Raw genomic sequence first — 26940 nt, 5'->3', positions numbered from 1 at the left:
AGCCATGCGCAGGGTCAAGACAGGGACCGCCATCGGGTCAGCGGCTACCATAGCCGCTGCCCCGCAGCACAGGATCCGCCATGTCCAGCACGTCCGCCCCCACCCAGCGCTACGCCGACACCCTCGACGAGATCCGTGACGCCGGGCTGTTCAAGGCCGAGCGGGTGATCACCGGCCCGCAGTCGGCCGAGATCACGCTGGAAGACGGCCGCACGGTGCTGAACTTCTGCGCCAACAACTACCTGGGCCTGGCCGACCACCCGGACATCATCGCCGCGGCCAAGAACGCGCTCGACACGCACGGCTTCGGCATGGCCTCGGTGCGCTTCATCTGCGGCACCCAGGACCTGCACAAGCAGCTCGAGAAGACCATCGCCGACTTCTTCGGCAAACAGGACACGATCCTCTACGCCGCGTGTTTCGACGCCAACGGCGGCCTGTTCGAGCCGCTGCTGGGCGAGGAGGACGCGATCATCAGCGACGCGCTCAACCACGCCTCGATCATCGACGGCGTGCGCCTGTGCAGGGCCAAACGCTACCGCTACGCCAACTGCGACATGGCCGACCTGGAGGCGCAGCTCAAGCAGGCGCGCGCCGACGGTGCCAGGACGATCCTGATCACCACCGACGGCGTGTTCTCGATGGACGGCTTCATCGCCCCGCTCGACGAGATCACCGCGCTGGCGGCGAAGTACGACGCGCTGGTGCACATCGACGAATGCCACGCGACCGGCTTCCTCGGCGAGACCGGCCGAGGCTCGGCGGAAGTGAAGGGCGTACTGGAGAAGATCGACATCATCACCGGCACGCTCGGCAAGGCCATGGGCGGCGCGCTCGGCGGCTTCACCACCGCGAGGGCGGAGGTCATCGAACTGCTGCGCCAGCGCTCGCGCCCCTACCTGTTCTCAAACTCCCTGCCCCCGCACGTGGTCGCGGCCGGCATCAAGGCGTTCGAGATGCTGGACGCGGCCGGCGATTTGCGCACGCAGCTGGCCGAGAACACCCGCTACTTCCGCGAGAAGATGACCGCCGCCGGATTCGACGTGCGCCCGGGCGTGCATCCGATCAGCCCGGTGATGCTCTACGACGCCAAGCTCGCGCAGCGCTTTGCCGAGCGCCTGCTCGAGGAAGGCATCTACGCGATCGGCTTCTTCTTCCCGGTGGTGCCGAAGGACCAGGCGCGCATTCGCACCCAGATTTCCGCCGCGCACACGCGTGAGCACCTGGACCAGGCGATCGATGCGTTCACCCGGATCGGCCACGAGCTGGGCGTGCTCAAGCGCTGAGGCAAGCGCGCCGCTTCGATAGCAGTTGCTGCCCGCGGCGCAAACCAACGCGCCGCCCATCGTGGCGGCCGGCATCTGTTCGATCCCCCAGCACTGCCCCGCCCTTGCCTACCCGTCAGGGCGGCGAGCTGCTCGGACCCAAACGCCGGAACACACGGTTCGGGCGTGATTGTCATTCGCGCCGCAGCGGCGGCGCCTGCTCGCGACTCGGTCGCGATCCACGCATCCGGCCGACTGCACCCCGTATGACGCGATCGCTGCGCGGGACACAATGGGAGCGTCGAGGCGCCGCGCCCCGACCGAGCGCAAGCACCGTTTCGCGAGGCGCCGGCGGAACATGCGTTCACCCGACACGCGACCGACGAAGGGCGTCGACGCGCTGTTGGTCGCGCTACTCAGTCGCTGGCGGAATCCGCAGGGGGCGCCAGAGCCTTGACCTCGTCGAGCTCCAGAGGCCGCCAGCCGCCCTTGGGCAACTCGCCCAACGCCAGGCCGCCGACCGCAACACGCACAAGCCGCAGCACCTCGAGCCCATGGGCCGCGAGCAGACGCCGGATCTGCCGGTTCCGCCCCTCGTCGAGCACGATTTCGAGCCAGGCATTTCGCGCGCCACACCGCAATACCCGCGCTGACGTGGCACGCAGCCATTCGCCGGCGTCTTCCACGCCCCGCGCGAGGGCGGCGAGCAGCGCTCCGTCGGGCAGCCCATCAACCTGGACGTGATAGGTCTTGTGCGGGCCGGAGTCGGGATCGGTGACCCGGGCGGCCCAGGCCGAATCGCTCGAGAAAAGCAGAAGTCCTTCGCTGGCCTTGTCGAGTCGCCCGACAGGGGCGATCCAGCCCAGATCCGCACCATCGAAACATCGATAGACGGTATCCCGGCCCCGTTCGTCGCGTACCGTCGTCACCAGCCCACGAGGTTTGTTGAGCATCAGGTACTGATGCACGTCCATGCGGGCGGAACCGCCATCGAGCTCGATACCGGACGCATCGAGCGCCACCGGGAATTCCGGATCACGCACCACCCGGCCGTCGACCCGGACACGGCCATCGCGGATCCTCCGCTCTGCCTCGCTGCGCGAGCACAGGCCGCGTTTCGACAGCACACGCGCAAGGCCGTAGCGCGGCGGGCGAGTCGCGCGCTTCATGGCTGCGGTGCCGGACATGCAAACGGCCCGCTCTCGCGGGCCGTCCATGGGCAACCGGTGCGATCGGGCCGGATCACTCGGCCGGCGCTTCACCCGGCGCCGCAGTCTCGACCACGGCGGGGGCCGGGTCGACGCGACGGCTGCCGACCGTATAGCCGTTGGCCTTGACCCACGCGTCGAAATCGTCAGCGGTCATGCGCTTGCCGCCCTGCGTCATGTTGAACCGGTACGGAGCGTTGTCGAACTCCGTCCGCTTGACGTATGCGGCCGGATCGTTGGCTTGCACTGCGCCGGCGGCGGGCGTCACGACCGCCACGTTCTGGCACTTCTCGATCTCCAGACGCCGCACCACCTGCTCTGCCGACTGGGCCTCGTCATAAGCGCGAGACAGCACCGCGCCACTTCCCAGCCGGTAGGCCGGCGCCGAAAGCTCCGGCGACAGGGGCGCAAGCGCGGAGGTCTGCACGGGAAGCGCGGCAGGTGTATCGAGCGTTGCGCATTCCACGGCGTAGCCGGCGAGCGGAAAGGCCAGCAGGGTCAACAGAAAAGGCATGCGCATGAGGGGGCACCTAGTATCGAATTGAGCTGAAGTGTAGGCGGCAAGTACCCGCCATACAAGGGAAATTTGCGCGTTACGCATTCACGAAGTGACGGCCTCCCGGACTGACGCGCCCACGTGTCAGCCCGCGTCAGGCCAGTCACCGCCAAAAAAAAGCCCGGCACGAGGCCGGGCTTTTCCTTAGCTAGCGGACGCCCTTAGTTCAGGGTGTTCAGCTCGGTGCGGCGATTGATCTCGCTCTTACAGGCCGGGAACGTGGTGGGGGTCTGCTCCAGCGGACGGCTCTCGCCGTAGCCGATCGGGCCCACCAGGCGGCCGGCGTCGATGCCGTTGCTGGTCAGGTAGTTGTACACCGTGCTCGCACGGCGCTCCGACAGGCCCATGTTGTAGGCCTCGGTACCGCACAGGTCGGTGTGACCGGCCACTTCCACGCGCAGATCCGGGTAACGCTTCAGGATCTCGATGGCTTCGTTCAGGATACCGACCGCTTCAGGACGCAGCGTCGCCTTGTCGAAGTCGAAGTGCACGCCGTTGAGGTCGATGGTGATCGGAGCCGGGGCCGGGGCCGGGGCCGGAGCCGGCGGCGGCGGCGGCGGAGCGGGCGGAGCCGGCGGCATCGGCGGCGGACCCAGCGGCACTACGATGCCGACCGAGGCCAGCACATCACCGAAGTAGCTCTCTTCGGAATTGTGCGGGTAGCCCGCCCAATCGCGTGGACCGTTCGCGGCGTAGCTGTTGTCGTTGAAGTCGGCACGGTAGGCGACTTCAGCACGGACCGCTACGCGCTTTTCGAACGTGGTCTGCAGACCGACGCCGACCTTGGCCGCCACGTTGCCGTCCTTGTACTTGCCCGGCGAATCCGGGTTCGGGAACGCGTCGTACTCTTCTTCCGAGCGCTGGTAGCCGACACCGAAGAGGAGGTAGGGGTTCCAGCCGCGCGCTTCATCGATGAAGTGGTAGCGGAAGTCCAGCGAGATGCCGTACTGGCTCCAGTGGAGGTCGTTGTTCGCACCTTCGACCGAGCTGTCAAAGCTCGGGTTCTGGTAGTTCAGCTCACCGTCGAGCGACCAGTTGGGGCTGATGAACTTACCCATGCCGAGCGTGACGAACGGGGTGTCGTCCGTGCGGCGATCTTCTGCCTGGAAGTTGTAGCCGACCGAGCTGGTGAGGTACCAGCGGTCGTCGAACTCCTGGGCGCTGGCGTGACCCGCCAGACCAAGACCGCCGAGCAGAGCGGCACAGAGGAGTTTCTTATTCATGTCTTTTTAGCTCCTAAAAATGGGGAATGCGTTGGGGCATCGAATGAGGCGTCAAACGCACACGCCTTGAACATAGCCTAAAGTCAGCTGCGTGAAGGCGTTGTTAACACTAACATAACGTTGAAGCCTTCCATTTCCCGCCTCCAGTCCATTCATGCAAGCTTTGGTTTGGTCAGGAACTTCAACGGAGCGGCATTGTCGTTAAGCACATGTGCGCGCAGTGTCAACGCCTGCAGCCCCGGCATTTGAACGCGTTTCGCCCTCTTCGCCCCCGAAAAAACCCCTGTCACAACCCCCCTGCGAGGCCCGAAATTATCGAGCGCGTCGGCCTCTGGACGATCACAGAGATAGCGGCGCCGGCGTCGCGCATGCGAGTGAGGATTATCGATCGAGCTATTGCATTGTCCGCGCGGATCAATGCCGGCCGCCGCAACGATCCTTACCGCTCGCGGAGATGGAACAGGTCGACAATGGCGTCCCCGTCATATCGAGCGAAGCCATGAAAGCAGTCGCCCTCACCCGCTACCTCCCGATCGATGATCCGTCGTCCCTGCAGGATGTCGTGCTCGAAAAACCCGCGCCCGGGCCCGGCGATCTGCGGGTGCGTGTCGAAGCGGTCTCGGTCAATCCCGTCGACACCAAGGTACGCGCGCCCAAGGCGCAGGTGGAGCCAGCGCCGAAGGTGCTGGGCTATGACGCAGCCGGCGTCGTCGATGCAGTCGGCAGCGACGTGGAAGGTTTCGCGGTTGGCGACGCGGTCTATTACGCGGGCGACATCACGCGCCCCGGCAGCAATGCGCAGTTCCAGCTGGTCGATGCGCGCATTGCGGCGCGCAAGCCGGCGTCGCTCGATTTCGCCGCGGCGGCCGCCCTTCCGCTGACCGCGATCACTGCCTGGGAGCTGCTGTTCGAACGGATGCCGTTCGTTTTCGACGGCGGCGGGGCAGGGAAATCGCTGCTGGTGATCGCCGGCGCCGGCGGTGTCGGTTCGATCACGATCCAGCTCGCCAAGCTCGCCGGCTTCACCGTCATCGCCACCGCATCCCGCGAGGACACGGTCGCCTGGTGCAAGTCCATGGGCGCCGACCACGTGATCGACCACCGGCACGCGCTGGCGCCGCAACTCGAGGCGCTCGGTTTCCCCAGCATCGATGCCGCGGTCAATTTCGCCGACACCGACCGGTACTGGCAGGTGCTGGGCGAACTGCTCGCACCACAGGGCCATGTGGGCCTCATTGTCGAGCCGGCCGGCGCATTGGCGATCGGCGATCCCTACAAGGCCAAGTGCATCGGCATCCACTGGGAACTGATGTTCACGCGATCGCGCTTCCGCACGCCTGACATGGCCGAACAGGGACGCATCCTGGCGCGGGTGGCAAGCCTCGTGGATGCCTGCAGGTTGCGCAGCACGCAGACGCAGACGCTGTCCCCGATCAATGCCGAGAACCTGCGTGAGGCGCATCGGCGGCTCGAGTCGGGCCGGACGATCGGCAAGCTCACGCTGTCGGGCTGGTAGGACGCGACAGCGCGCGACGCCGCGACCGCCTCCGGTCGCGGCGTCGCGTTGCGTTACGCGTGTGGAGGCGGCACGCTGCCGGATCCATACGTGACCGTATCCAGCCATGACGCCAGTCTCCCACCAGCCCCTCGCCCGACCCTATCCGCATCTGCTGGCGCCGCTCGATCTGGGTTTCACCACGCTGCGAAACCGCGTGCTCATGGGATCGATGCATACGGGCCTCGAAGATCGCGCCGCGGATTTCCCGAAGCTCGCGCGCTATTTCGCCGAGCGCGCCGAAGGCGGCGTGGGGCTGATCGTCACCGGCGGCTTTTCTCCCGACATCGCCGGCTGGCTCAAGCCTTTCGGCGGCAAGCTGTCCTGGCGCTGGGAAACGCGCCGGCATCGGCAGGTGACCGATGCCGTGCACGGCCACGACGCGAAGATCTGTCTGCAGCTGCTGCACGCCGGGCGCTACGGCTACCACCCGCTGCAGGTCGCACCGAGCCGCATCAAGTCGCCGATCAATCCCTTCACTCCACGGGCGCTTTCGGCGCGTGGCGTCGAGCGCACGATCGATGCGTATGCGCATGCCGCAAAGCTCGCCCGCGAGGCGGGCTACGACGGCGTCGAGATCATGGGCAGCGAGGGCTACCTGATCAACCAGTTTCTGAGCCGGCGCACCAATGCACGCGCCGACGCCTGGGGCGGCGACACCGCGCAGCGCATGCGCTTCGCAACCGAGATCGTGCATCGAGTGCGCCAGGCTGCGGGCGACGACTTCATCATCGTCTACCGCCTGTCGATGTTGGAGCTTGTCCCGGACGGCTCGGACTGGGGCGATATCGTCATGCAGGCGCAGGCGATCGAAGCCGCCGGCGCGACGCTGATCAACACGGGTATCGGCTGGCACGAAGCGCGCGTGCCGACCATCGCCACCTCCGTCCCACGCGCCGCCTTCGCGGGCGTCACCGCCAAGCTGCGACCGCACGTGAACCTTCCGCTGATCGCGACCAACCGCATCAACATGCCCGAGGTGGCCGAGCGCATCCTCGCCAGTGGCGCGGCGGACATGGTCTCGATGGCGCGGCCGCTGCTGGCCGACCCGCAGTGGGTCACCAAGGCGCGCGCGGGCACGCCCGAGCGCATCAACACCTGCATCGCCTGCAACCAGGCCTGCCTCGACCATGTGTTCGCGAACCGCACCGCGAGCTGCCTGGTCAACCCGCGCGCCTGTGCGGAAACCGAGCTCAACTACTTTCCCGCCGCCACGCAGCTGCGCATTGCCGTGGTCGGCGCCGGGCCAGCCGGCCTGGCCTGCGCGACCGTCGCCGCGCAGCGCGGCCACGCCGTGACCCTGTTCGATGCCGCCGACGACATCGGCGGCCAGTTCAACCTGGCGCGGCGCATTCCCGGCAAGGAAGAGTTCGCGGAAACACTGCGCTACTTCCGACAGCGCCTGGTCGAGACCGGCGTCAAGGTGCGCCTGTCCACCCCGATCGCAGCGGGCGACCTCGCCGGCTTCGACGCGGTGGTCCTTGCGACCGGGGTGGTGCCACGCCAGGTCGACTTCCCCGGCCACGACCATCCGAAGGTGGTGGGCTATGTGGATGTCATCGAGGGGCGCGTGGTGCCCGGCAGGCGCGTGGCGATCATCGGCGCGGGCGGCATCGGCTTCGATGTCGGCGAGTTCCTGGTCGAACGTCCGGGCGCATCGCCCAGCCTCGACACCGCGGCGTGGATGCACGAGTGGGGAATCGATCCGAGGTTCGAGCGCCCCGGTGGGCTGGTGCCTGCGGCACCCGCGTCGCCGCTGCGTACGGTATGGCTGCTGCAGCGCAGCCCCGGCCGTCCCGGCGCGCGGCTCGGCAAGACCACCGGCTGGATCCACCGCAGCACGCTGAAGGCCAAGGGCGTGAAGATGCTGGGCGGCGTGGAGTACCTCGGGGTCGACGACGACGGCCTGCGCATCCGTGTCGATGGGGCCGAGCAGCTGCTCGATGTGGATCACGTGGTGGTCTGCGCTGGACAGGAGCCGCGCCGCGACCTGCACGCGGCGCTCCAGGCCGCCGGCGCGACCGTGCATCTGGTCGGCGGGGCGGACGTCGCCGCTGAGCTCGATGCCAAGCGCGCGATCGCGCAGGCCTCGCGACTGGCCGCCCATCTATAACGGGATACGCGCTTTCCGTTCAGCTGATGTGCTTTTCGGGATCGTGGCCTTCCCGGCCGCGGCGGACCCGGTAAAAATCTGAATAGGTATGGTCGAATCCGGACCGCCAGCACAGATGAGGCACTATGCGCCAGTGCCGCGCATTCACGTTTGATTCGAAAACGCCCATCTACCGTGCCCCCACTTCGTCCCGCCTCCTTCGGCGGGACACCGGCCCGATCCGCGTTCTGCGGACTTCGGTGCCCGGGCGATCAAGCGCACCACAGAGTCCGCCGCCCTCCCCAATACGCCATGCCGGTTTCCGCAGTGTCTGCGTCTCTCCCGTGAAGGGACAGCCGCAGCGCGACCCGGCGCAACGCAGCAAGGAGTCGTAGATGAAACTCGAATGGGTGATGTGGCTGGCCTCCGTGCTGCCAACCCCCGCCGCCGATTCGCTCTGCCTGAGCACGACGGTGTATCTGGAAGCCCGCGACCAGTCGGTCCGCGGGCAGGAAGCCGTCGCTGAAGTCGCCCTGCGGCGTCAGGAGAGCGGCCTGTGGGGCGATTCGATGTGCGAGGTCGTGACCGCGCGCAAGCAGTTCGCCCCGACCATTCTTTCGCCCAATACGCGCCTGGCGAACACCAATGCCTGGACCCGCGCGGTCAGCATCGCGCTGGAGTCGGAGCGCAACTGGTCGCTGCCACCGGACCAGCGCCGCCAGGTCGTGCCGGGCGCCAGCCACTTTCTGGCACATGCGATCGCGGCGCCCGCGTGGCGCAGCGCGCACCAGGTCGCGACCATCGGTGACCACACGTTCCTGCGCGTGCAATCGCTGCGACCGGTGCGTGCCGACGCCGAGACCGATCGCGGCTGAGCCATGGTCGCGGCTTTCCCGAGTGGATGCCGCAGCGCATGATGGCGGCCCTTTAGATGACCGGATCATTCATGCCCACGCTCTACACCAAGCCCGGCGCCTGCTCGCTGGCTGACCACATCGTGCTGCGCTGGATCGGCGCGCCGTTCGAGCTTCGCGTCCTGGACGCGACGCAGATGAAGGAACCCGCGTTTCTCGCGCTCAATCCCGCCGGCGCGGTACCGGTGCTGGTCGAAGGAGACTGGGTGCTGACCCAGAACGCCGCGATCCTCAACTATCTGGCCGACAGTCATCCCGAGGCAAAGCTTGGTGGCGACGGTTCCCCGCGCGGACGCGCCGAGGTCAACCGCTGGCTGGCCCTGCTCAACGCCGATCTGCATCCCGCGTTCCATCCGCTGTTCGGCAGCACGAAGTACCTCCAGGACGCGGACGCCGTGGATCGCACGCGCAAGCACGCGATGCAGAAGATCCGCAGTCATTACGAACGTCTGGATGCGCAGCTCGCGGGCCGCGACTACCTCGCCGGCACGCGTTCGATCGCCGACCCGTATCTGTTCGTCACCCTGCAGTGGGCCAAGCGCCTGAAGCTGGATCTCGGCGGTCTCGACAACCTGCACGCATTCGATGCGCGCATGCTCGCCGACGAAGGCGTACGTGCCGCGATGACGGCCGAAGGCCTGATCTGAGGCTCCGCAGACGCCGCCGCATTGCGGCAGCGTCCGCGCGTTTCACGCAGCCGCGTCGAGCCCGGCTGCAGCACGGATACCGGAGACCAGGCCCGCTGCAAAACGGGCATCGCGTGCCTTCTTCAGCGCTGCCTCCAGCGTTGGCAGCAACGCTGTCAGCGCAGCAGCATCGTCCGCACGTTCGATCTTGAGCTGGGTCAGATAGCCACCGACCAGTCCGAGATGCGCCCGCGTCGCGTCGGTCATCAACGCATAGAGGATCAGATGGCGCTGCGTATCGCTGTCGCTGGGCATTGGCGCGCCCGCATCGGCCTCTGGCGCTGCCGCCCCGTCCGTGACCAGCCCCATCGCCTGGAGCTGCGCCAGCGCATCCTCGGGTGCGTGGATCCGGCGCGCGATGGCCTCGAGTTCGTCGTGGCCGCGCCTGCCGTCTACGAGCAGCAACAGCGAGCGCAGGCTGGTCGCCAGCCCTTGGTCGCGTGTCTCGATTTCCGCCCGTCCCGCGTCGGTCTTCGTGGGTATCGCAATCACCATCGCAGTGCCCCTCCCCTGACGGCGAAGCCGTCCCCCGCGTGGATCCTTGCACGCGCCGGCGGACAGCGCCAGTCAGACGAAGGTGGAAACCGCGATGGCCGACACATTCGATGCGGCTGGCACGGCGCCGGGCCGTACGGTGTGCCAGCGCGCGCCTTCGGCTCAGCCCAGCGTGTCGCCGGGCACGCGCACCGCGCCTTCCATCAGTACGCGCGCCGAACGCGACATGATCGCCTTGGCAACGCTCCACTGTCCGTCGAGCTCGACCGCCTCGGCGCCGACGCGCAGCGTGCCCGACGGATGACCGAAGCGCACCGAGGTGCGTACGCCCCCGCCGGCGGCGAGGTTCACCAGCGTGCCGGGGATCGCCGCCGCGGTACCGATGGCCACCGCAGCCGTACCCATCATCGCGTGATGCAGCTTGCCCATCGACAGCGCGCGCACCAGCAGGTCGATATCGGCAGCCGCGATGGCCTTGCCGCTCGACACCACGTGGTCGCGCGGCGGCGCCACGAACGCGACCTTGGGCGTGTGCTGGCGCTTCGCCGCGTCGGCGATGTCATCGATCAGTCCCATGCGTACGGCGCCGTGGGCGCGGATCGTCTCGAACATCGCGAGCGCCTTGGCGTCGCTGTTGATCACGTCCTGCAGCTCGGTGCCGGCATAGCCGATCGACGCGGCGTCGACGAAGATCGTCGGGATGCCGACATTGATCATCGTCGCGCGCAACGTGCCGACGCCCGGCACGTCGAGGTCGTCGACGAGGTTGCCGGTCGGAAACATCGCCCCGCCACCCTCGCCTTCGTCGGCCGGATCGATGAACTCCAGCACGATCTCCGCTGCCGGGAACGCGACGCCGTCGAGCTCGAAGTCACCCGTTTCCTGCACCTGCCCCGCCGCGACCGGCACGTGCACGATGATGGTCTTGCCGATGTTGGCCTGCCACACCCGCACCGCCACGGTACCGTCCTGCGGGATCCGCGCCGCGTCGATGAAGCCGTTGGCGATCGCGAACGGCCCGACCGCGGTACTGAGGTTGCCGCAGTTGCCGCTCCAGTCGACGAAGGCGCTGTCGATCGACACCTGACCGTAGAGATAGTCGACGTCATGATCGGGCCGCGTCGAGGGGCCGATGATCACGCACTTGCTGGTCGACGAAGTCGCACCGCCCATGCCGTCAGTGTGTTTGGCATAAGGATCGGGCGAACCGATGACGCGCATCAGCAGCGCATCGCGCGCAAGCCCCGGAACCTGTGCGGCCGCGGGCAGATCCTCGAGGCGGAAGAACACGCCTTTGGACGTGCCACCACGCATATAGGTGGCGGGGATGCGGAGCTGGGGATGAAAGGACATGGTCACTACCGTCGTAATGTTTGAAGAGGCCCACCCGATGCGTCGCATCCTGACGGGCTTTAGGTAAAGGCCGGGCCGCGATCCACAAATGCGTCGCGGCAATCACCGCCGGCGCGCACCTGTTGGACCTCACCCGGCGACCCGCCCACCCGCGGAGGCCGGCGCGCTTGAAAGCAGTGCGCGCTGCTCGCAACCGCCCCGCCATCGGAAACGGCGTGCCGCCACGCATCCGCGGTCTCAAGCCGCTTGGGACGACGCCAGGAAATCCTGCGCAAACCGCTGCAGCACACCGCCCGCTTCGTAGATCGAAACCTCTTCCGCGGTATCCAGGCGGCAGGTCACCGGCACTGCGAGCTGGGTGCCGTCCTTGCGATGGATCGCCAGCGTCAACATCGCACCCGGAGTGCGCTCGCCGATGACGTCGAAGGTCTCGCTCCCGTCGATGCCCAGGGTCAGACGGGTGACGCCCGGCTGGAACTCCAGCGGAAGCACGCCCATGCCGATCAGGTTGGTGCGGTGGATGCGCTCAAAGCCTTCGGCGACGATGGCTTCGACGCCCGCAAGACGCACGCCCTTGGCCGCCCAGTCGCGCGAGCTGCCCTGGCCGTAGTCTGCGCCGGCGATGATGATCAACGGCTGCTTGCGCGCCATGTAGGTCTCGATCGCCTCCCACATCCGCACCACCTCGCCCTCGGGCTCGATGCGGGCCAGGGAGCCCTGCTTCACCTGTCCGTCGACGACCGCCATCTCGTTGATCAGCTTTGGATTGGCGAACGTGGCGCGCTGCGCGGTCAGGTGGTCGCCGCGATGGGTCGCGTAGGAATTGAAGTCCTCCTCCGGCACGCCCATCTTCGCCAGGTACTCGCCGGCTGCGCTGCTCGCCATGATCGCGTTCGACGGGGAGAGGTGATCGGTGGTGATGTTGTCGCCCAGCACTGCGAGCGGCCGCATGCCGGTGAGCGTGCGCTCGCCCGCCAGCGCGCCTTCCCAGTAAGGCGGACGGCGGATGTAGGTGCTCTGCGGCCGCCAGTCGTACAGCGGGTCGATGCGCTCGCCGGTATCGACGTGCAGCTTGAACATCGGCCCGTACACGGCGCGGAACTGCTCGGGCTTCACGCTGGCCTTGACCACCGCGTCGATCTCCTCGTCGGACGGCCACAGGTCCTTGAGCGTGACGGGCTTGCCCTCGCGATCGAGCCCGAGCACGTCCTTCTCGATATCGAATCGCACGGTGCCGGCAATCGCATACGCCACCACCAGCGGCGGCGAGGCCAGGAAGGCCTGCTTCGCATAGGGATGGATGCGCCCGTCGAAATTGCGGTTGCCGCTGAGCACGGCTGTCGCATAGAGGTCGCGATCGATGATCTCCTGCTGGATCGCCGGGTCCAGTGCACCGCTCATGCCGTTGCACGTGGTGCAGGCGAAGGCGACGATGCCGAAGCCGAGCTGCTCGAGTTCCGGCAGCAGGTCCGCCTCCTGCAGATAGAGTTCCACCGCCTTCGATCCCGGCGCCAGCGACGACTTCACCCAAGGCTTGCGCTGCAGGCCGGCGCGATTCGCATTGCGCGCAAGCAGGCCGGCGGCGATCACGTTGCGCGGGTTACTGGTGTTGGTGCAGCTGGTGATCGCAGCGATGATCACCGCGCCATCGGGCATCGAACCGTCCGCCGGCATCTCCCAGGGACGGGCGATTCCGTTGGCGGCGAGGTCGGTCGTCGACACGCGCCGATGCGGATTCGACGGCCCGGCGACATTGCGCACCACGCTCGACAGATCGAACTTCAGCACGCGCTCGTACTCGGCGCTGACCAGATCGTCGGCCCACAGGCCGGCGGCCTTCGCATAGGTTTCCACCAGTTGGATCTGGTCGTCCTCGCGGCCGGTCAGGCGCAGGTAGTCGATCGTCTGCTGGTCGATGTAGAACATCGCCGCAGTCGCGCCGAACTCCGGCGTCATGTTGGAGATCGTCGCCCGGTCACCGATCGTCAGCGCATTGGCGCCTTCGCCATAGAACTCCAGGAACGCGCCCACCACCTTCTGCGCGCGCAGGAATTCGGTCAGCGCCAGCACGACGTCGGTGGCGGTGATGCCCGGCTGCGGGCGCCCGGTCAGCTCGACGCCGATGATGTCGGGCAGGCGCATCCACGACGCGCGGCCGAGCATGACGTTCTCCGCCTCCAGCCCGCCGACGCCGATCGCGATGACGCCCAGGGCATCGACATGTGGCGTGTGGCTGTCGGTTCCGACGCAGGTGTCGGGGAACGCGACGCCGTCCTGCGTATAGACCACCGGCGACATCTTCTCCAGATTGATCTGGTGCATGATCCCGTTGCCCGGCGGAATCACATCGACGTTGCGGAAGGCGCGCTTGGTCCAGTCGATGAAGTGGAAGCGATCCGCGTTGCGACGGTCCTCGATCGCCCGGTTCTTGTTGAATGCCTCGGGATCGAAACCGCCGCATTCGACTGCCAGCGAATGGTCGACGATCAGCTGCACCGGCACCACCGGATTGACCTTGGCCGGATCGCCGCCCTGTTCGGCGATCGCGTCACGCAGGCCGGCCAGGTCCACCAGCGCGGTCTGGCCCAGGATGTCGTGACAGACCACGCGCGCCGGGAACCACGGAAAATCCAGATCCCGGCGGCGCTCGATCAGCTGGGTCAGCGATGCGGTCACCGTGCCGGGATCGCAGCGGCGCACGAGGTTCTCGGCGAATACCCGCGAACTGTACGGCAGCCTGGCATAGGCGCCCGGTTGGATCGCGTCGACGGCCTCGCGCGCATCGAACCAGTCGAGCTTCGTGCCGGGAAGGGATTTGCGGTGCTGGCTGTTCATGGCTGGCTTCAAGAAGTCGGGGAAGCAGAAAAAACGCGCGGGCCCCGCGAACGCGCGGGACCCGTGCGGTAAGTACCTAGCTGCGCTCGGTGATCGGCACGAACGCCTGGTCCTCGGGACCGGTGTAGTGCGCGCTCGGACGGATGATCTTGCCGTCGATGCGCTGCTCGATGACGTGCGCGCTCCAGCCGGCGGTACGCGCGATGACGAACAGCGGGGTGAACATCGCCGTCGGCACGCCCATCATGTGGTAGCTCACTGCGCTGAACCAGTCGAGGTTCGGGAACATCTTCTTGACGTCCCACATCACCGTCTCCAGGCGCTCGGCGATGTCGTACATCTTGCGGCTCCCCGCTTCGTCCGACAGCTGCCTCGACACCAGCTTGATGACCTCGTTGCGCGGGTCGCTGACGGTGTAGACCGGATGGCCGAAGCCGATGATCACTTCCTTCTTCTCCACGCGCGCGCGGATGTCGACTTCAGCCTCGTCCGGCGTGTCGTAGCGCTTCTGCACCTCGAACGCGACCTCGTTGGCGCCGCCATGCTTGGGCCCACGCAGCGCGCCGATGCCCGCAGTGATGCAGGAGTACATGTCGCTGCCGGTGCCGGCGACGACGCGGCTGGCGAACGTCGACGCGTTGAACTCGTGCTCGGCGTACAGGATCAGCGAGGTGTGCATCGCCTTGACCCAGGACTCGCGGGGCGCGTGGCCGTGCAACAGGTGAAGGAAATGCCCGCCGATGGAATCGTCATCGGTCTCGACATCGATCGCGCGGCCGTTGTGGCTCCAGTGGTACCAGTACATCAGCATCGAACCGAGCGAGGCCATCAGCTTGTCGGCGATGTCGCGGGCCCCGGGATGGTTGTGATCGTCCTTCTCCGGCGCCACGCAGCCGAGCACCGATACGCCGGTGCGCATCACGTCCATCGGGTGCGCCGACGGCGGCAATTCCTCCAGCGCCGCCTTCACCGCCGCGGGAATGCCGCGCAGCGACTTGAGCTTGGCCTTGTAACCGCGCAGTTCGGCTGCGTTGGGCAGTTTGCCGTGGACCAGCAGATAGGCGATCTCCTCGAATTCGCTGGTGCGCGCGAGATCGAGGATGTCGTAACCCCGGTAATGCAGATCGTTGCCGCTGCGGCCGACGGTGCACAGCGCGGTGTTGCCCGCGGCCGTGCCGCTCAGCGCGACCGACTTCTTCGGCTTGAACGGCGTTGCGGTGGTGGCTTCGCTCATGGATGTGTCTCCTGGACTGCGTTCTGTTTGGTGTGCGGTGTCGCGGCATGCGGACCGCAACGCATGGCTACGCATAGCGCGACATGCGGGTGGGGAAAACCTGCCATTCAAGTGACAGACTCCGAGGGATGGCGCTCGTCAGATCCGGCTTCATGGCTCATTGGTTCACGGACGTCTCCGGTCGCATCAAGACGTTGTCGAGGAATTCGTCCGGCCCCGGAGCCGGACACGCATCGACCTCGGTGTGTGGCTGACCGGTGCGACGGCCGGGCTCCATCAGCCAGCAATCGCCGAGCGTGGAGCAGTAACAGATCGCCATTCGCACGCGCGAGTATTGGCCGAGCAGGCGCGGAAAGTCTGCCGGATTGTCGAGCGTGACCTGCTGAAGGCTTTCCCCCCGGGCAATGACGACGCCGTTGAGGGTGGAGGCCCGGGTATCCCGCAGATCGGACAGGCCCAGCGCATCGAAAACGTCCGCCCAGGTGCGCTGCGGTTGCTCGTCAACGTAGACGCGCAGGCCGCGCACCAGGGCGGGCCCGGCGCCCTTGTTCTCGACACCGACCGCCAGAACCCCCTGATCGATCGTGACCACCGTCTGCAGGTACGGCCAGACCTCGGCCCGCACCTGCTCGCGCTGAAGCAGCGCGGTGTAACTCGACACGACCAGCGCCAGCAGACCGATCAGCGCCGCGATCACGGCGGCAACCGCATTCCACTCCACGCGCCGCTTCGGTGCGGGCGTGGTGACCTCAGGGGTTTCGCTCATCTGGCAGTCCTCTGGATCCCGGGATGGAGTGGTCTATTTCTTCGATGCGAACAGCGCGTCGAGCCGCTGTTCGAAGGCGTGGTAGCCGATGCGCTCGTAGAGCTCCTCGCGGGTCTGCATCGTGTCGATGACATTGCGCTGGTGGCCGTCCCGGCGCACGGCTTCGTAGACGTTCTCGGCGGCGCGATTGGCGGCGCGGAACGCCGACAGCGGGAACAGCTGGATCGCGACCCCGGCCGAAGCCAGTTCGTCACGGGTGAACAACGGTGTCTTGCCGAACTCGGTGATGTTCGCCAGCACGGGCACGCGTACCGCATCGACGAACCGGCGGTACGTCTCGAGGTCATAGGCCGCCTCGGCGAAGATGCCGTCGGCGCCAGCTTCGACGCAGGCGATCGCGCGTTCGATCGCAGCATCGACGCCGTCGACCTGGATGGCGTCGGTGCGGGCGATCAGGAAAAACTCCGGATCGGTCTTGGCGTCCGCCGCCGCCTTGACCCGGTCGACCATCTCGCCCTGCGACACGATCTCCTTGCCCGGGCGGTGACCGCAGCGCTTGGCGCCGACCTGGTCTTCGATATGGCAGGCAGCGGCGCCCGCCTTGATCAGCGACTTGACCGTACGCTCGATGTTGAACGCGCTCGCTCCGAAGCCGGTGTCGATGTCCACCAGCAAGGGCAGGTCGCAGACATCGGTGATCCGGCGCACGTCGATCAGCACGTCCTCGAGCGTGTTGATGCCCAGGTCCGGCAGACCCAGCGAGCCCGCCGCGACTCCGCCGCCCGACAGGTAGATGGCCTGGAAGCCGGCGCGCTTGGCCAGCAGCGCGTGGTTGGCGTTGATCGCGCCGATCACCTGCAGCGGCGATTCGGCGGCCAGGGCGGCGCGGAACCGGGCGCCTGCGGAAGATGTGGTCAAGGGTCGACTCCGGGGATGGGCGGTATTCCGCGATGGCCCACAATCTGGCACTCTTCGACTGGTTGATCAATCTTGATCGATTAAATCAATATATTGGAACCCATGATGTCCGCACACGAGGGCGACCTGATGTCCGCGGCCGAGGCCTGCGCCGCACTCGGCATCAGCACCGCGACGCTCTATGCCTATGTCAGCCGGGGCCTGCTGGAATCGCGTCCCGGCCCCGACCACCGCAGCCGCATGTACCTGCGCCAGGACGTGGAGCGCCTGACCCAGCGCAAACGCGCCGGACGCGGCGCGGCGCGCGGCGCGGCCCAGAGCCTGGACCGCGGCCTGCCCGTGATGGAGACACGGATCTCGCTGATCCGTCCCGACAGCCCGTACTACCGCGGGCGCTCGGCCGTCGCCATGGTCCGCGGCGGCGCCACGCTCGAAGACACGGCCCGCCTGCTCTGGGACTGCGGCGATGCCGACCCCTTCGACACCGCCCCCGACGGCTGGCCGACCCGCGTTGCCGGCATCGCCGGTGACGCCGCGCTGCCGCCGATCGAGCGGGCGATGGCGGCGATCCCGCTACTCGCGCCGGACCTGCGGCACTCGCTGAGCGCCGCGCCCGCGGCGAAGCGCGGCGTCGCGGCGACGCTGCTGCGCCAGAACGCGGCGCTGCTGGTCGCAGGCACGCCCGACGCGCGCCCGGTGCATGCACTGCTCGCCGATGCCTGGCGTCCCGGCGACCCGGCATTCGCCGATCTGGTGCGCGCGGCGCTGGTGCTGTGCGCCGACCACGAACTCAATGTCTCGGCGTTCGCCGCCCGCGTGGTGGCGTCCACCGGGGCGCATCTGCATGCCACGGTCTGCGCCGGACTGGCGGCACTGTCGGGGCCGCGCCATGGCGGCGCGACAGCGCGCGCGCACGCGCTGATCCGCGAAGCCTGCGATGCGCCCTCGCCCGCCGCCTTCGTCAGCGAGCGCTGGCAACGCGGCGACGACCTGCCCGGCTTCCATCACGTGCTGTACCCCGATGGCGATCCGCGCGCGGCCGAAGTGCTGGCGATGCTGCGCGAACGCCGGGCGGGTGATGCGCGCATGCAGCAGGTGGAAACGGTGCTCGCTTCGGCGGCCGAAACCAGCGGCCGCCATCCCAACATCGACGGCATGCTGGCGGCGATCTGCTTCGTGCACGGCCTGCCGGCGACACCGGCGCTGTGCATGTTCGCCGCCGGCCGCTTTGCCGGCTGGCTGGCGCATGCGCTGGAGCAGCAGGAGCACGGCATGCTGATCCGGCCGCGGGCGCGCTACACGGGGGCCACCCCCGCGGAGTAGTCCACATGCCTGCTGCCCGGGGCGCGCCTACCTGGCGGCGTGCTGCGAGCGATGCGGCGCGCGATCTCGCGCCCCGGCGCGCCCGCGCCACCCATGGCATGGCCTCGATGCCTAGCCGGCATCCGCACCCCGCGCCAGCACGCGGCGTACCTCCTCGAGCGCGCCGGGATCGTCCAGCGTCGACAGGTCGCCAGGATCGCGCGACTCGGCCAGCGCCTGCAGCGAGCGCCGCAGCAGCTTGCCCGATCGCGTCTTGGGCAAGGCGCTGACCACGTAGACCTGCGCCGGCCGCGCGACGGCGCCGAGCTGGTCGGCCACGGTGCGCATCATCTCGCCAGCGGTGGCGTGCTGCGCGTCCGCATCCACGGCGCCCTGCCTGAGCGTCGCGAACACGATCGGCACCTGGCCCTTGAGCGCATCGGCGACGCCGATCACCGCGGCCTCCGCGACCGCCGGATGGCTGGAGATCGCCTCCTCGATCTCGCGCGTGCCCAGCCGATGGCCGGCGACATTGATGACGTCGTCGGTGCGGCCAAGGATGAAGGTGTAGCCGTCCTCGTCCTGGATCGCCCAGTCCAGCGAGCTGTAGAGCAGCTCGTCGAAGTGCGAGAAATAGCTCGACAGGAAGCGCGCGTCGTCATTCCACACCGTGGTCATGCAGCCCGGCGGCAGCGGCGGCTGGATCACCAGCACGCCCTTGGTCCCCGGCGGCACGCGCGCACCGGTGACCTCGTCCACCACGCGCAGGTCGTAGCCCGGCGTCGGCAGGCCCGGCGAGCCGAACTTCACCGGCTTGAGCTCGACGCCGGGCATCAACGCCAGCACCGGCCAACCGGTCTCGGTCTGCCAGTAGTTGTCGATGATCGTGGTGCCGCCCAGGCCTTCGCTGATCCAGGTCGCGGTGGGCTCGTCGAGCGGCTCGCCCGCCAGGAACAGGTATTCCAGCTTCGACAGGTCGTATCGCGTGAGATGGGCGGGATCCTGTTTCTTGAGCACCCGGATCGCAGTGGGCGAGGAGAACATCGTGCGCACGCCGTAGTCGGCGCAGATCTTCCACCAGATGCCGCCATCCGGATTGGTCGGCAGGCCCTCGTAGAGGATCACCGTCGCGCCGGCGATCAGCGGGCCGTAGACATTGTAGGAGTGGCCCACTGCCCAGCCCACGTCGGACGTGGTGAACATCACCTGCCCGGGCCGGATGTCGTAGATCGACCACATCGACAGCGCCAGCGCGACCGCGTACCCGCCGACGTCGCGCTGCACCCCCTTGGGTTTGCCGGTGGTGCCGGAGGTGTAGAGCAGATAGCTCGGCTCGTTGGATTCCAGCCATTCCACCGGCACGTCGGTGCCGGCAAGCTGCGCGCGGATGGTGGCGTAGTCGACGTCGCGACCCTCGACGCGCGCGTAGCCGGGGTCGAGTCCGCGATCGACGATCAGCACCTGCGGTGGCGCCGACTGCGCTTCCGCGCACGCGGCATCGATCAGCGGCTTGTACGGAATCACCTTGCCGCCGCGACTGCCGGCATCGGCGGCGATCAGCAGTGCAGGCCTGGCATCGTCGATGCGCAGCGCGAGGTTGTGCGCGGCGAACCCGCCAAACACCACCGAGTGCACCGCGCCGATGCGCGCGCAGGCCAGCATCGCGAATGCGGCCTCGGCCATGTTCGGCATGTAGATGACCACGCGATCCCCGCGCCCGACGCCCAGGGCCCTGAGCACGGCGGCGAAATCGTTGACCTCGCGATACAGCTGCGAATAGCTGATCTCGCGCGTTTCATTGGTTTCCGTCGAGATCGCGACAAGGGCGAGCTGGTCGCCACGCGCCTCGAGATGCCGGTCGACGGCGTTGAAGCAGAGATTGGTTTCGCCGCCGGCAAACCACTTGCGGAACGGCGGGCTCGAATAGTCGAGGATCCGCTCCGGTGCCTTGTGCCAGTGGATCGCCTGCGCCTGCTCACCCCAGAACCCTTCGGGGTCCTCGATGGAGCGACGGTGGAATGCCTCGTAGCCCATGACACGCTCCCGGTAACGAGTCCAGAAGGCTAGTCCGGCGGCGGCGCCGACGCGTTTAGACGATGGTCTATCCGCATCGCCACGGACGGGCTTCCATGAAAAAGCCGGGCACGTGGCCCGGCTTCTTCCTGACTGTCCGGTGGATCACCGCCGCATTTCTCCCGCGCCAGCGGCGCGGGCGTTCGCGAAGGCCGCGGACCGATGGTCCGTGTCGCACCCCCGGCCCGCGCCAGCGGCGCGGGCGTTCGCGAAGGCCGCGGACCGATGGTCCGTGTCGCACCCCCTGCCCGCGCCAGCGGCGCGGGCGTTCGCGAAGGCCGCGGACCAATGGTCCGCAAGCGGCCTTCGCTCACCCCAGAAGGTGGGCGACGCCGCTGCGCTCTTCCTCGAGCTCGGCCAGGGTCTTGTCGATGGCCTTCTGGCTGAAGTCGTCGACCTCGATGTCCTTGACCACGGTGTATTCGCCGTTCTGCGTGGTCACCGCGAAGCCGAAGATCACGCCTTCGGGAATGCCATAGCTGCCGTCGGACGGCACGCCCATCGTCACCCACTTGCCGTTGCTGCCCAGGACCCAGTCGCGGACATGGTCGATCGCGGCATTGGCCGCCGACGCGGCCGAGGACAGGCCGCGCGCTTCGATGATCGCCGCGCCGCGCTTGCCGACCTGCGGAATGAAGGTGTTGGCGTTCCAGTCGGCGTCGTTGATCTTGTCCTTGAGGCTCTCGCCGTTGGCCGTGGCGAAGCGGTAGTCGGGGTACATCGTCGGGCTGTGGTTGCCCCAGACGATCAGGCCCTCGATATCGCCGACGGCCACGCCCGCCCTGGTCGCCAGCTGGCTCAGTGCGCGGTTGTGGTCGAGACGCAGCATCGCGGTGAAATTGCGCGGATTGAGATCCGGCGCCGACTTCATGGCGATGTAGGCATTGGTGTTGGCCGGGTTGCCGACCACCAGGACCTTCACGTCGCGCGAGGCGACCTTGTTCAGCGCGGCGCCCTGGGCGGTGAAGATCTTGGCGTTCTCGAGCAGCAGGTCCTTGCGCTCCATGCCGGGGCCCCGCGGACGCGCACCGACCAGCAGGGCGATGTCGGCGTCCTTGAACGCGACTTCCGGATCATCGGTGCCGACCATGCCCGCCAGCAGCGGGAACGCGCAGTCCTCGAGCTCCATCATCACGCCCTTGAGCGCCGCCTGGGCCTTGTCGATCGGCAGTTCGAGCAACTGCAGGATCACCGGCTGGTCCTTGCCCAGCATTTCGCCGGAAGCGATGCGGAACAGCAGGGCATAGCCGATCTGGCCGGCAGCGCCGGTCACGGCAACACGGACGGGCTTCTTCATGGTCAATCCTCTCGATTCGTTCGAACGTTCACGGGGGTGGGGAAGATCCGGGCCGCAAAGGGCGGAGGATCAGGTCAGCTCCGCGAAGAACTCGCGGATGCGGTCCAGCCCGGGCACAAGCTGCGCCTCCGGACAGGTGTAGCTGATACGCAGGGCGCGCGGCTCGCCGAAGGCCGAACCCGGCACGCAGGCCACGCCTTTCACTTCAAGCAGCGCATTGCACAGGTCGACGTCGGTGCGGATGGGCATGTCGCCATGCGACTTGCCGAAGGCGACGCTGACATCGGGAAACACATAGAACGCGCCGGCCGGCTTCGGGCAGACGATGCCCGGAATGTCCGCCAGCGCTGCCATCACCAGGTCACGGCGCGCCTGGAACTCTGCGCATTTGGCCTGGGGTACGTCCTGTGGGCCATTGAGCGCGGCAACCGCCGCAGCGGTCACCACTTCCGGCACGTTGGTGATGTGGTTGGAGTTCAGCGTCGCAAATGCCGTGGCGACGCGCTCCGGGCCGGCCAGCAGGCCCACGCGCCAGCCGGGCATGCCATAGGTCTTGGACAGCGAGTCCACGAAGATCGTGCGCTCGCGCAGTTCCGGCCGCGCCTGGACCACGTTGTGGTAGCCGATGCCGTCGAACACCATCGCGTTGTAGATGTCGTCGGTGACGATCCACGTATCGGGATGGCGCACCAAGACCTCGGCCAGCGCGGCGATCTCGGCCTGCGTGTAGACCATGCCGGTCGGGTTCGAAGGGTTGTTGAACAGGAAGACCTTGGGCTTGCGGGCCAGCGCGGCATCAAGCTGCGCAGGGCTCAGCTTGTAGTCCTGCTCGGGCGGGCATGGCAGCAGCTGGATATCGGCGCCGACGATCTCGGCGATGTCGAGGTAGGTGGTCCAATACGGCGTGGCGAACGCGAAGCCGTCGCCCTCGTCGAGCAGCACCTCGGCCAGCGTGTAGAGGACATGCTTGGCCCCGATACCGCTGGCGCAGTGCGCTCGGGTGTAGCCCGGCAGACCGAGGCGTTCGAGATGGCCGATGAACGCATCAAGCAGCGCATCGCTGCCGCGGTTGCTGCCGTACTGTCCGCTGTCGTGATCGAGCGCCTCGCGCGCAGCGGCATAGACATGCGGACCGGGCAGAAAATTCGGCACGCCGATCGAGAAGCTGATGATGTCGCGCCCTTCGGCCTTCAGGCGCTTCGCCTTCTGGGCGACCTGCATGATGGCGCTGGGCCTGGCGCGGCCGGTACGCTTGGCAAGCTGGGGCATTGCGAACCTCCGAACGGGCAGCGCGCAGGCTGCGGCAGCCGGCGATTTTAGCAGGCGCGCTGCGTGGCCGGCGGGCGCCGCAAATGACGACGCCGCGACCGGCAGGCCGCGGCGTCGGGACAACCGGACTCGGCGTCAGGCCGCCAGGGTCTTGTTCCACTCGGCCACGCGGTCAGCCTTCGCCGCCAGCACCGCGTCGGCATCGCCCTCGATCCTGATCGACTTGATCACATCGCCCTGCTTGACCGCATCGACCACGTCCAGGCCTTCGGTGACCTTTCCGAACACGGTGTGCTTGCCGTCCAGCCAGTCGGTCTTGATGTGGGTGATGAAGAACTGGCTGCCGTTGGTGTTGGGACCGGCATTGGCCATCGACAGGACGCCACGCTCGTGCTTGACGCCGTTGTTGGTCTCATCCTCGAACCGGTAACCCGGACCGCCGCGACCCGAACCCTCGGGGCAACCGCCCTGGATCATGAAATCGGGGATCACCCGGTGGAAAGTCAGGCCGTCATAGAACCCACGCTTGGCCAGGTTGACGAAGTTGGCCACGGTGAGCGGGGCCTTGTCGGCGAACAGCTCGACGGTGATCTGGCCACGGTCGGTGTCGAATACGGCGTTCAGGGACATGAGGGATCCTAGAAGTGAAAAGGCCGCCGGAGGCCGGCGAACCGGCTAGATGCGGCCTCGGGACCCGATTTCAAGCCGCCGCGAACGGTTTCTCCATGCGGCGGCGCAACACGGTATAATTCGCAGCTCTTTTACTCACTTTTGCGCGCCCCGGTCCTCGACTCTGGCGCGGCCTTGCCTATGTCCATCGAACGCCTGCGCAACATCGCCATCGTCGCCCACGTCGACCACGGTAAGACCACCCTCGTCGATTGCCTGCTCAAGCAGTCGGGCACCCTCTCGGAGCGGACCGTCCTCACCGAGCGCGTGATGGACAGCAACGACCAGGAAAAGGAACGTGGCATCACGATCCTCGCCAAGAACACGGCGATCAACTGGAACGGCAACCGCATCAACATTGTCGACACCCCGGGCCATGCCGACTTCGGCGGCGAGGTGGAGCGCGTGCTGTCGATGGTCGACTCGGTGCTGATCCTGGTCGACGCGATGGACGGCCCGATGCCGCAGACGCGCTTCGTGACCCAGAAGGCGTTCGCGATGGGCTTCAAGCCGATCGTCGTCGTCAACAAGATCGACCGCCCCGGCGCACGTCCGGACTGGGTGATCGACCAGGTGTTCGATCTGTTCGACAAGCTCGGCGCGACCAACGAGCAGCTCGACTTCCCGATCGTCTACGCCTCGGCGCTGCACGGCTACGCCAGCCTCGATGATTCCGCGCGTTCGGGCGACATGACCCCGCTGTACGAGGCGATCATGCAGCACGTGGCGCCGCCGGAAGTGGATCGCGACGGCCCGTTCCAGATGCGCATCAGCCAGCTCGACTACAACAACTTCGTCGGCCTGATCGGCATCGGCCGCATCCAGCGCGGCAAGCTGAAGAAGAACCAGCCGGTCAGCGTCGTCGACCGCGAGGGCAAGAAGCGCCAGGGCAAGGTGGTCCAGGTGCTGGGCTTCCTGGGCCTGGAGCGCGTGGAAGTGGAAGAAGCACAGGCGGGCGACATCGTCGCGATCGCCGGCGTGCAGGATCTCTCCATCTCCGACACCGTCTGCCAGCTCGACACGCCCGAAGCCCTTCCGGCGCTGACGGTCGACGAACCGACGATCTCGATGACCTTCCAGGTCAACAACTCGCCGTTTGCCGGCAGCAAGGAACACAGCGGCGGCAAGTTCATCACCAGCCGCCAGATCCGCGAGCGCCTGGAGCGCGAGACGCTGCACAACGTGGCGCTGAAGGTCGAGGAGACCGCCGACGCCGACAAGTTCCTGGTCTCGGGCCGCGGCGAGCTACACCTGTCGGTGCTGATCGAAAACATGCGCCGCGAAGGTTTCGAACTGGCCGTCTCGCGCCCCGAGGTCATCGTCAAGGAGATCGACGGGCAGCTGATGGAGCCGGTCGAGCAGCTCGTGGTCGACGTCGAGGAGATCCACCAGGGCGGCGTGATGGAGAAGCTGGGCACCCGTAAAGGCCAGCTCAAGAACATGGAATCTGACGGCAAGGGCCGCGTGCGCCTGGACTACATGATCCCGGCGCGGGGCCTGATCGGCTTCCAGAACGAATTCAAGACCCTGACCCAGGGCTCGGGCCTGCTGTTCCACGTGTTCGACCATTACGGACCGAAGGAAACCGGCGCGATCGCCAAGCGCAACAACGGCGTGATGATCGCCAATGCGCCCGGCATGACGCCCGCCTACTCGCTCGGACCGCTGGAAGAGCGTGGCCGCCTGTTCGCTGCCGAAGGCGACCATGTGTACGAGGGCCAGCTGGTCGGAATCCACTCCAAGGACAACGATCTGACGGTCAACGTCATCAAGGGCAAGCCGCTGACCAACGTGCGCGCCTCGGGCAAGGACGATGCGATCAAACTGACGCCGGCGCTGAAGTACACGCTGGAGCAGGCGCTGGACTTCATCGAGGACGACGAGCTTGTCGAAGTGACCCCGAAGGAAATCCGCCTGCGCAAGAAGATGCTCACCGAGAGCGACCGCAAGCGCGCCTCCCGCGCTGCGTGAGCCAGGCGCTGTTCCCGGCATGGCGGCCGACCGCCGACGGCCGGGCGGCGCTGGCGACATTGTCACGACGATTGCAGACGGCGCGTCCATTGGACGCGCCGTCTTTGCAACTGCGCCGCCCCGACCAGTGGCATGTCACGCTCTGCTACATCGGCAACGGGTTGTCGCCTTGCGTGCCTGCGGCCCTGCGTGATGCATTCGCCGGCGCGGCGGCCCAGATTCCGCCGCATGCCTGGACCATCGAGCGTCTCGCCTACTGGCACCACTCAGGTGCCGTCGTTGCGCTGCCCGCGCCCTGCCCTTCGCTTCAGGCCTTGTGCGACGCGACGCGCGATGCGATCCGACGCGCGGGCATCGTGCCGGCGGCAGTGACCACGCGCCCGCATCTGACCCTCGCATACCTCGATCGCGGCCTGCCGGCGCAGGCCTGGCCAGGGGCCGTGGACTGCACCGGTGTTATGTTCCAGATCGAACACTTCGAGCTGCTGTTCAACCCAGGAGGCCGTTACGAGGCCTTGGGCACGTGGCCGTTGACTGGCACCACGCCGCCGCCGCATCAGGAGACGCTGTTTCCGTGAGCGACCTTGCATCCGCTTCCGAACGGGCCCTGCGTGGGATCGCGCTGTTCGAGTTCGCCAAGGGCGGGCTGGCGGTGGTGGTGGTGGCGGCACTCGCAACCATAGGCCCGGAAGCGCTGCAACACGACATCGCGGCCATACTGGGCCGCCTGGGCATCCACCGCCCGAATGCGGGCCCCACACTGCTCGATGCGATTACCCCGCACACGGTGCACATGGCGATCGCGATTGCAACGATCTACGCCAGCTTGCGGCTGCTCGAGGGCTGGGGTCTGTGGCGCCGCCGGGCCTGGGCCTCGTGGCTCGGCGCGATCGGCACCGCTGCCTACCTGCCCTTCGAACTGTATGCCCTCTGGCAGCACCCGGCCTGGGTGACCTGGGGCGTGTTCCTGCTCAATCTGGCGGTCGTCCTGCTGCTCGTGGCCGATATCCACCGACGCCGGCGCGCTGCTTGACCGCCGCGCCGGCCGCGCGGCGCCGGCAAGGCCGGAACGCCCGGCATGCCGGAACAACGAAGCAACCCGTGGCGATGTCGATACCGGTGCCGGCGTGACAGCGACCGCCGTCGGCCACACACCTTCCAGCGGAAGTTGTCCGGCCCCGCAGGCGCCACCCGATCGCTCGCAGTGCCCAACGGACGACCGGGACGCGGCCGGCGCGCCCCGGGTCTGCGGCAACGGC

General features: G+C 67.4%; 22 protein-coding genes. 9 read left to right on the top strand and 13 right to left on the bottom strand.

What is annotated here, in order from left to right:
- Positions 1–80 precede the first annotated feature (80 nt).
- Entirely contained in the window at positions 81–1286 is a 1206-nt protein-coding gene (gene kbl / locus CNR27_RS06440) for a glycine C-acetyltransferase (protein WP_096297451.1), read from the top strand.
- Positions 1287–1681: 395 nt separating this feature from the next.
- Here the strand turns inward: kbl and CNR27_RS06435 are convergent, their stop codons facing one another.
- The 3 genes from CNR27_RS06435 to CNR27_RS06425 form a co-directional block, all read right to left on the bottom strand.
- The gene (locus CNR27_RS06435) at positions 1682–2482 is read right to left on the bottom strand and encodes a pseudouridine synthase (protein WP_096297450.1); all 801 of its coding nucleotides are present in this window, start codon (positions 2480–2482) and stop codon (positions 1682–1684) included.
- Between the two features lie 25 nt (positions 2483–2507).
- Complete coding sequence (locus tag CNR27_RS06430) at positions 2508–2993, bottom strand: hypothetical protein (RefSeq protein WP_096297449.1); 486 nt, start codon at positions 2991–2993, stop codon at positions 2508–2510.
- Positions 2994–3190: 197 nt separating this feature from the next.
- On the bottom strand, positions 3191–4252 hold the full coding sequence (locus CNR27_RS06425; RefSeq protein WP_096297448.1) for an OmpA family protein: 1062 nt from the start codon (positions 4250–4252) through the stop codon (positions 3191–3193).
- A gap of 499 nt (positions 4253–4751) precedes the next feature.
- Here CNR27_RS06425 and CNR27_RS06420 point away from each other — a divergent pair, with 499 nt between their 5' ends.
- From CNR27_RS06420 to CNR27_RS06405, 4 genes are all read left to right on the top strand, one after another.
- Positions 4752–5768, top strand: a complete 1017-nt coding sequence (locus CNR27_RS06420; RefSeq protein ID WP_096300370.1) for a zinc-binding alcohol dehydrogenase family protein — start codon at positions 4752–4754, stop codon at positions 5766–5768.
- A gap of 106 nt (positions 5769–5874) precedes the next feature.
- Positions 5875–7920, top strand: a complete 2046-nt coding sequence (locus CNR27_RS06415; RefSeq protein ID WP_096297447.1) for an NADPH-dependent 2,4-dienoyl-CoA reductase — start codon at positions 5875–5877, stop codon at positions 7918–7920.
- 374 nt (positions 7921–8294) lie between these two features.
- The gene (locus CNR27_RS06410; protein ID WP_096297446.1) at positions 8295–8774 is read left to right on the top strand and encodes a cell wall hydrolase; all 480 of its coding nucleotides are present in this window, start codon (positions 8295–8297) and stop codon (positions 8772–8774) included.
- Between the two features lie 56 nt (positions 8775–8830).
- The gene (locus tag CNR27_RS06405) at positions 8831–9460 is read left to right on the top strand and encodes a glutathione S-transferase family protein (RefSeq protein ID WP_233580206.1); all 630 of its coding nucleotides are present in this window, start codon (positions 8831–8833) and stop codon (positions 9458–9460) included.
- Positions 9461–9502: 42 nt separating this feature from the next.
- On the opposite strand, the gene CNR27_RS06400 is transcribed toward CNR27_RS06405, so the two are convergent.
- From CNR27_RS06400 to prpB, 6 genes are all read right to left on the bottom strand, one after another.
- On the bottom strand, positions 9503–9994 hold the full coding sequence (locus CNR27_RS06400) for a hypothetical protein (protein ID WP_179948224.1): 492 nt from the start codon (positions 9992–9994) through the stop codon (positions 9503–9505).
- Positions 9995–10156: 162 nt separating this feature from the next.
- On the bottom strand, positions 10157–11347 hold the full coding sequence (prpF, locus tag CNR27_RS06395) for a 2-methylaconitate cis-trans isomerase PrpF (RefSeq protein WP_096297445.1): 1191 nt from the start codon (positions 11345–11347) through the stop codon (positions 10157–10159).
- A 237-nt stretch (positions 11348–11584) separates the two neighbouring features.
- Positions 11585–14182: a Fe/S-dependent 2-methylisocitrate dehydratase AcnD gene (acnD, locus tag CNR27_RS06390; protein WP_096297444.1), complete on the bottom strand. Its 2598-nt coding sequence runs from the start codon at positions 14180–14182 to the stop codon at positions 11585–11587.
- Positions 14183–14258: 76 nt separating this feature from the next.
- Complete coding sequence (gene prpC, locus CNR27_RS06385) at positions 14259–15416, bottom strand: bifunctional 2-methylcitrate synthase/citrate synthase (RefSeq protein WP_096297443.1); 1158 nt, start codon at positions 15414–15416, stop codon at positions 14259–14261.
- A gap of 157 nt (positions 15417–15573) precedes the next feature.
- Complete coding sequence (locus CNR27_RS06380) at positions 15574–16182, bottom strand: hypothetical protein (protein ID WP_096297442.1); 609 nt, start codon at positions 16180–16182, stop codon at positions 15574–15576.
- A 33-nt stretch (positions 16183–16215) separates the two neighbouring features.
- Entirely contained in the window at positions 16216–17100 is an 885-nt protein-coding gene (gene prpB / locus CNR27_RS06375) for a methylisocitrate lyase (protein ID WP_096297441.1), read from the bottom strand.
- A 105-nt stretch (positions 17101–17205) separates the two neighbouring features.
- Between prpB and CNR27_RS06370 the strand changes: the two genes are divergently transcribed.
- Complete coding sequence (locus tag CNR27_RS06370; protein ID WP_245815767.1) at positions 17206–18423, top strand: citrate synthase family protein; 1218 nt, start codon at positions 17206–17208, stop codon at positions 18421–18423.
- A 111-nt stretch (positions 18424–18534) separates the two neighbouring features.
- Here the strand turns inward: CNR27_RS06370 and prpE are convergent, their stop codons facing one another.
- The 4 genes from prpE to CNR27_RS06350 form a co-directional block, all read right to left on the bottom strand.
- A complete protein-coding gene (gene prpE / locus CNR27_RS06365) occupies positions 18535–20436 on the bottom strand; it encodes a propionate--CoA ligase (RefSeq protein ID WP_096297439.1) in 1902 nt (633 codons plus the stop codon).
- 349 nt (positions 20437–20785) lie between these two features.
- On the bottom strand, positions 20786–21772 hold the full coding sequence (locus CNR27_RS06360) for a malate dehydrogenase (protein ID WP_096297438.1): 987 nt from the start codon (positions 21770–21772) through the stop codon (positions 20786–20788).
- 69 nt (positions 21773–21841) lie between these two features.
- The gene (locus CNR27_RS06355; RefSeq protein ID WP_096297437.1) at positions 21842–23041 is read right to left on the bottom strand and encodes an aminotransferase class I/II-fold pyridoxal phosphate-dependent enzyme; all 1200 of its coding nucleotides are present in this window, start codon (positions 23039–23041) and stop codon (positions 21842–21844) included.
- A gap of 135 nt (positions 23042–23176) precedes the next feature.
- A complete protein-coding gene (locus CNR27_RS06350) occupies positions 23177–23671 on the bottom strand; it encodes a peptidylprolyl isomerase (protein ID WP_096297436.1) in 495 nt (164 codons plus the stop codon).
- A gap of 180 nt (positions 23672–23851) precedes the next feature.
- Between CNR27_RS06350 and typA the strand changes: the two genes are divergently transcribed.
- Genes typA through CNR27_RS15225 form a run of 3 tightly spaced genes read left to right on the top strand, consistent with a single transcriptional unit; the run spans position 23852 to position 26714 of the window.
- On the top strand, positions 23852–25681 hold the full coding sequence (typA, locus tag CNR27_RS06345) for a translational GTPase TypA (RefSeq protein WP_096297435.1): 1830 nt from the start codon (positions 23852–23854) through the stop codon (positions 25679–25681).
- On the top strand, positions 25678–26259 hold the full coding sequence (locus tag CNR27_RS06340) for a 2'-5' RNA ligase family protein (protein WP_096297434.1): 582 nt from the start codon (positions 25678–25680) through the stop codon (positions 26257–26259). Before typA ends, CNR27_RS06340 begins: the two co-directional genes overlap by 4 nt.
- Entirely contained in the window at positions 26256–26714 is a 459-nt protein-coding gene (locus CNR27_RS15225) for a DUF2127 domain-containing protein (RefSeq protein ID WP_157745290.1), read from the top strand. The genes CNR27_RS06340 and CNR27_RS15225 overlap by 4 nt, the downstream gene beginning before the upstream one ends.
- Positions 26715–26940 lie beyond the last annotated feature (226 nt).

The sequence above is a fragment of the Luteimonas chenhongjianii genome (genome assembly GCF_002327105.1).
Taxonomy (GTDB): Bacteria; Pseudomonadota; Gammaproteobacteria; order Xanthomonadales; family Xanthomonadaceae; genus Luteimonas; species Luteimonas chenhongjianii.
This window is presented reverse-complemented; position numbering and strand designations above follow the sequence as displayed.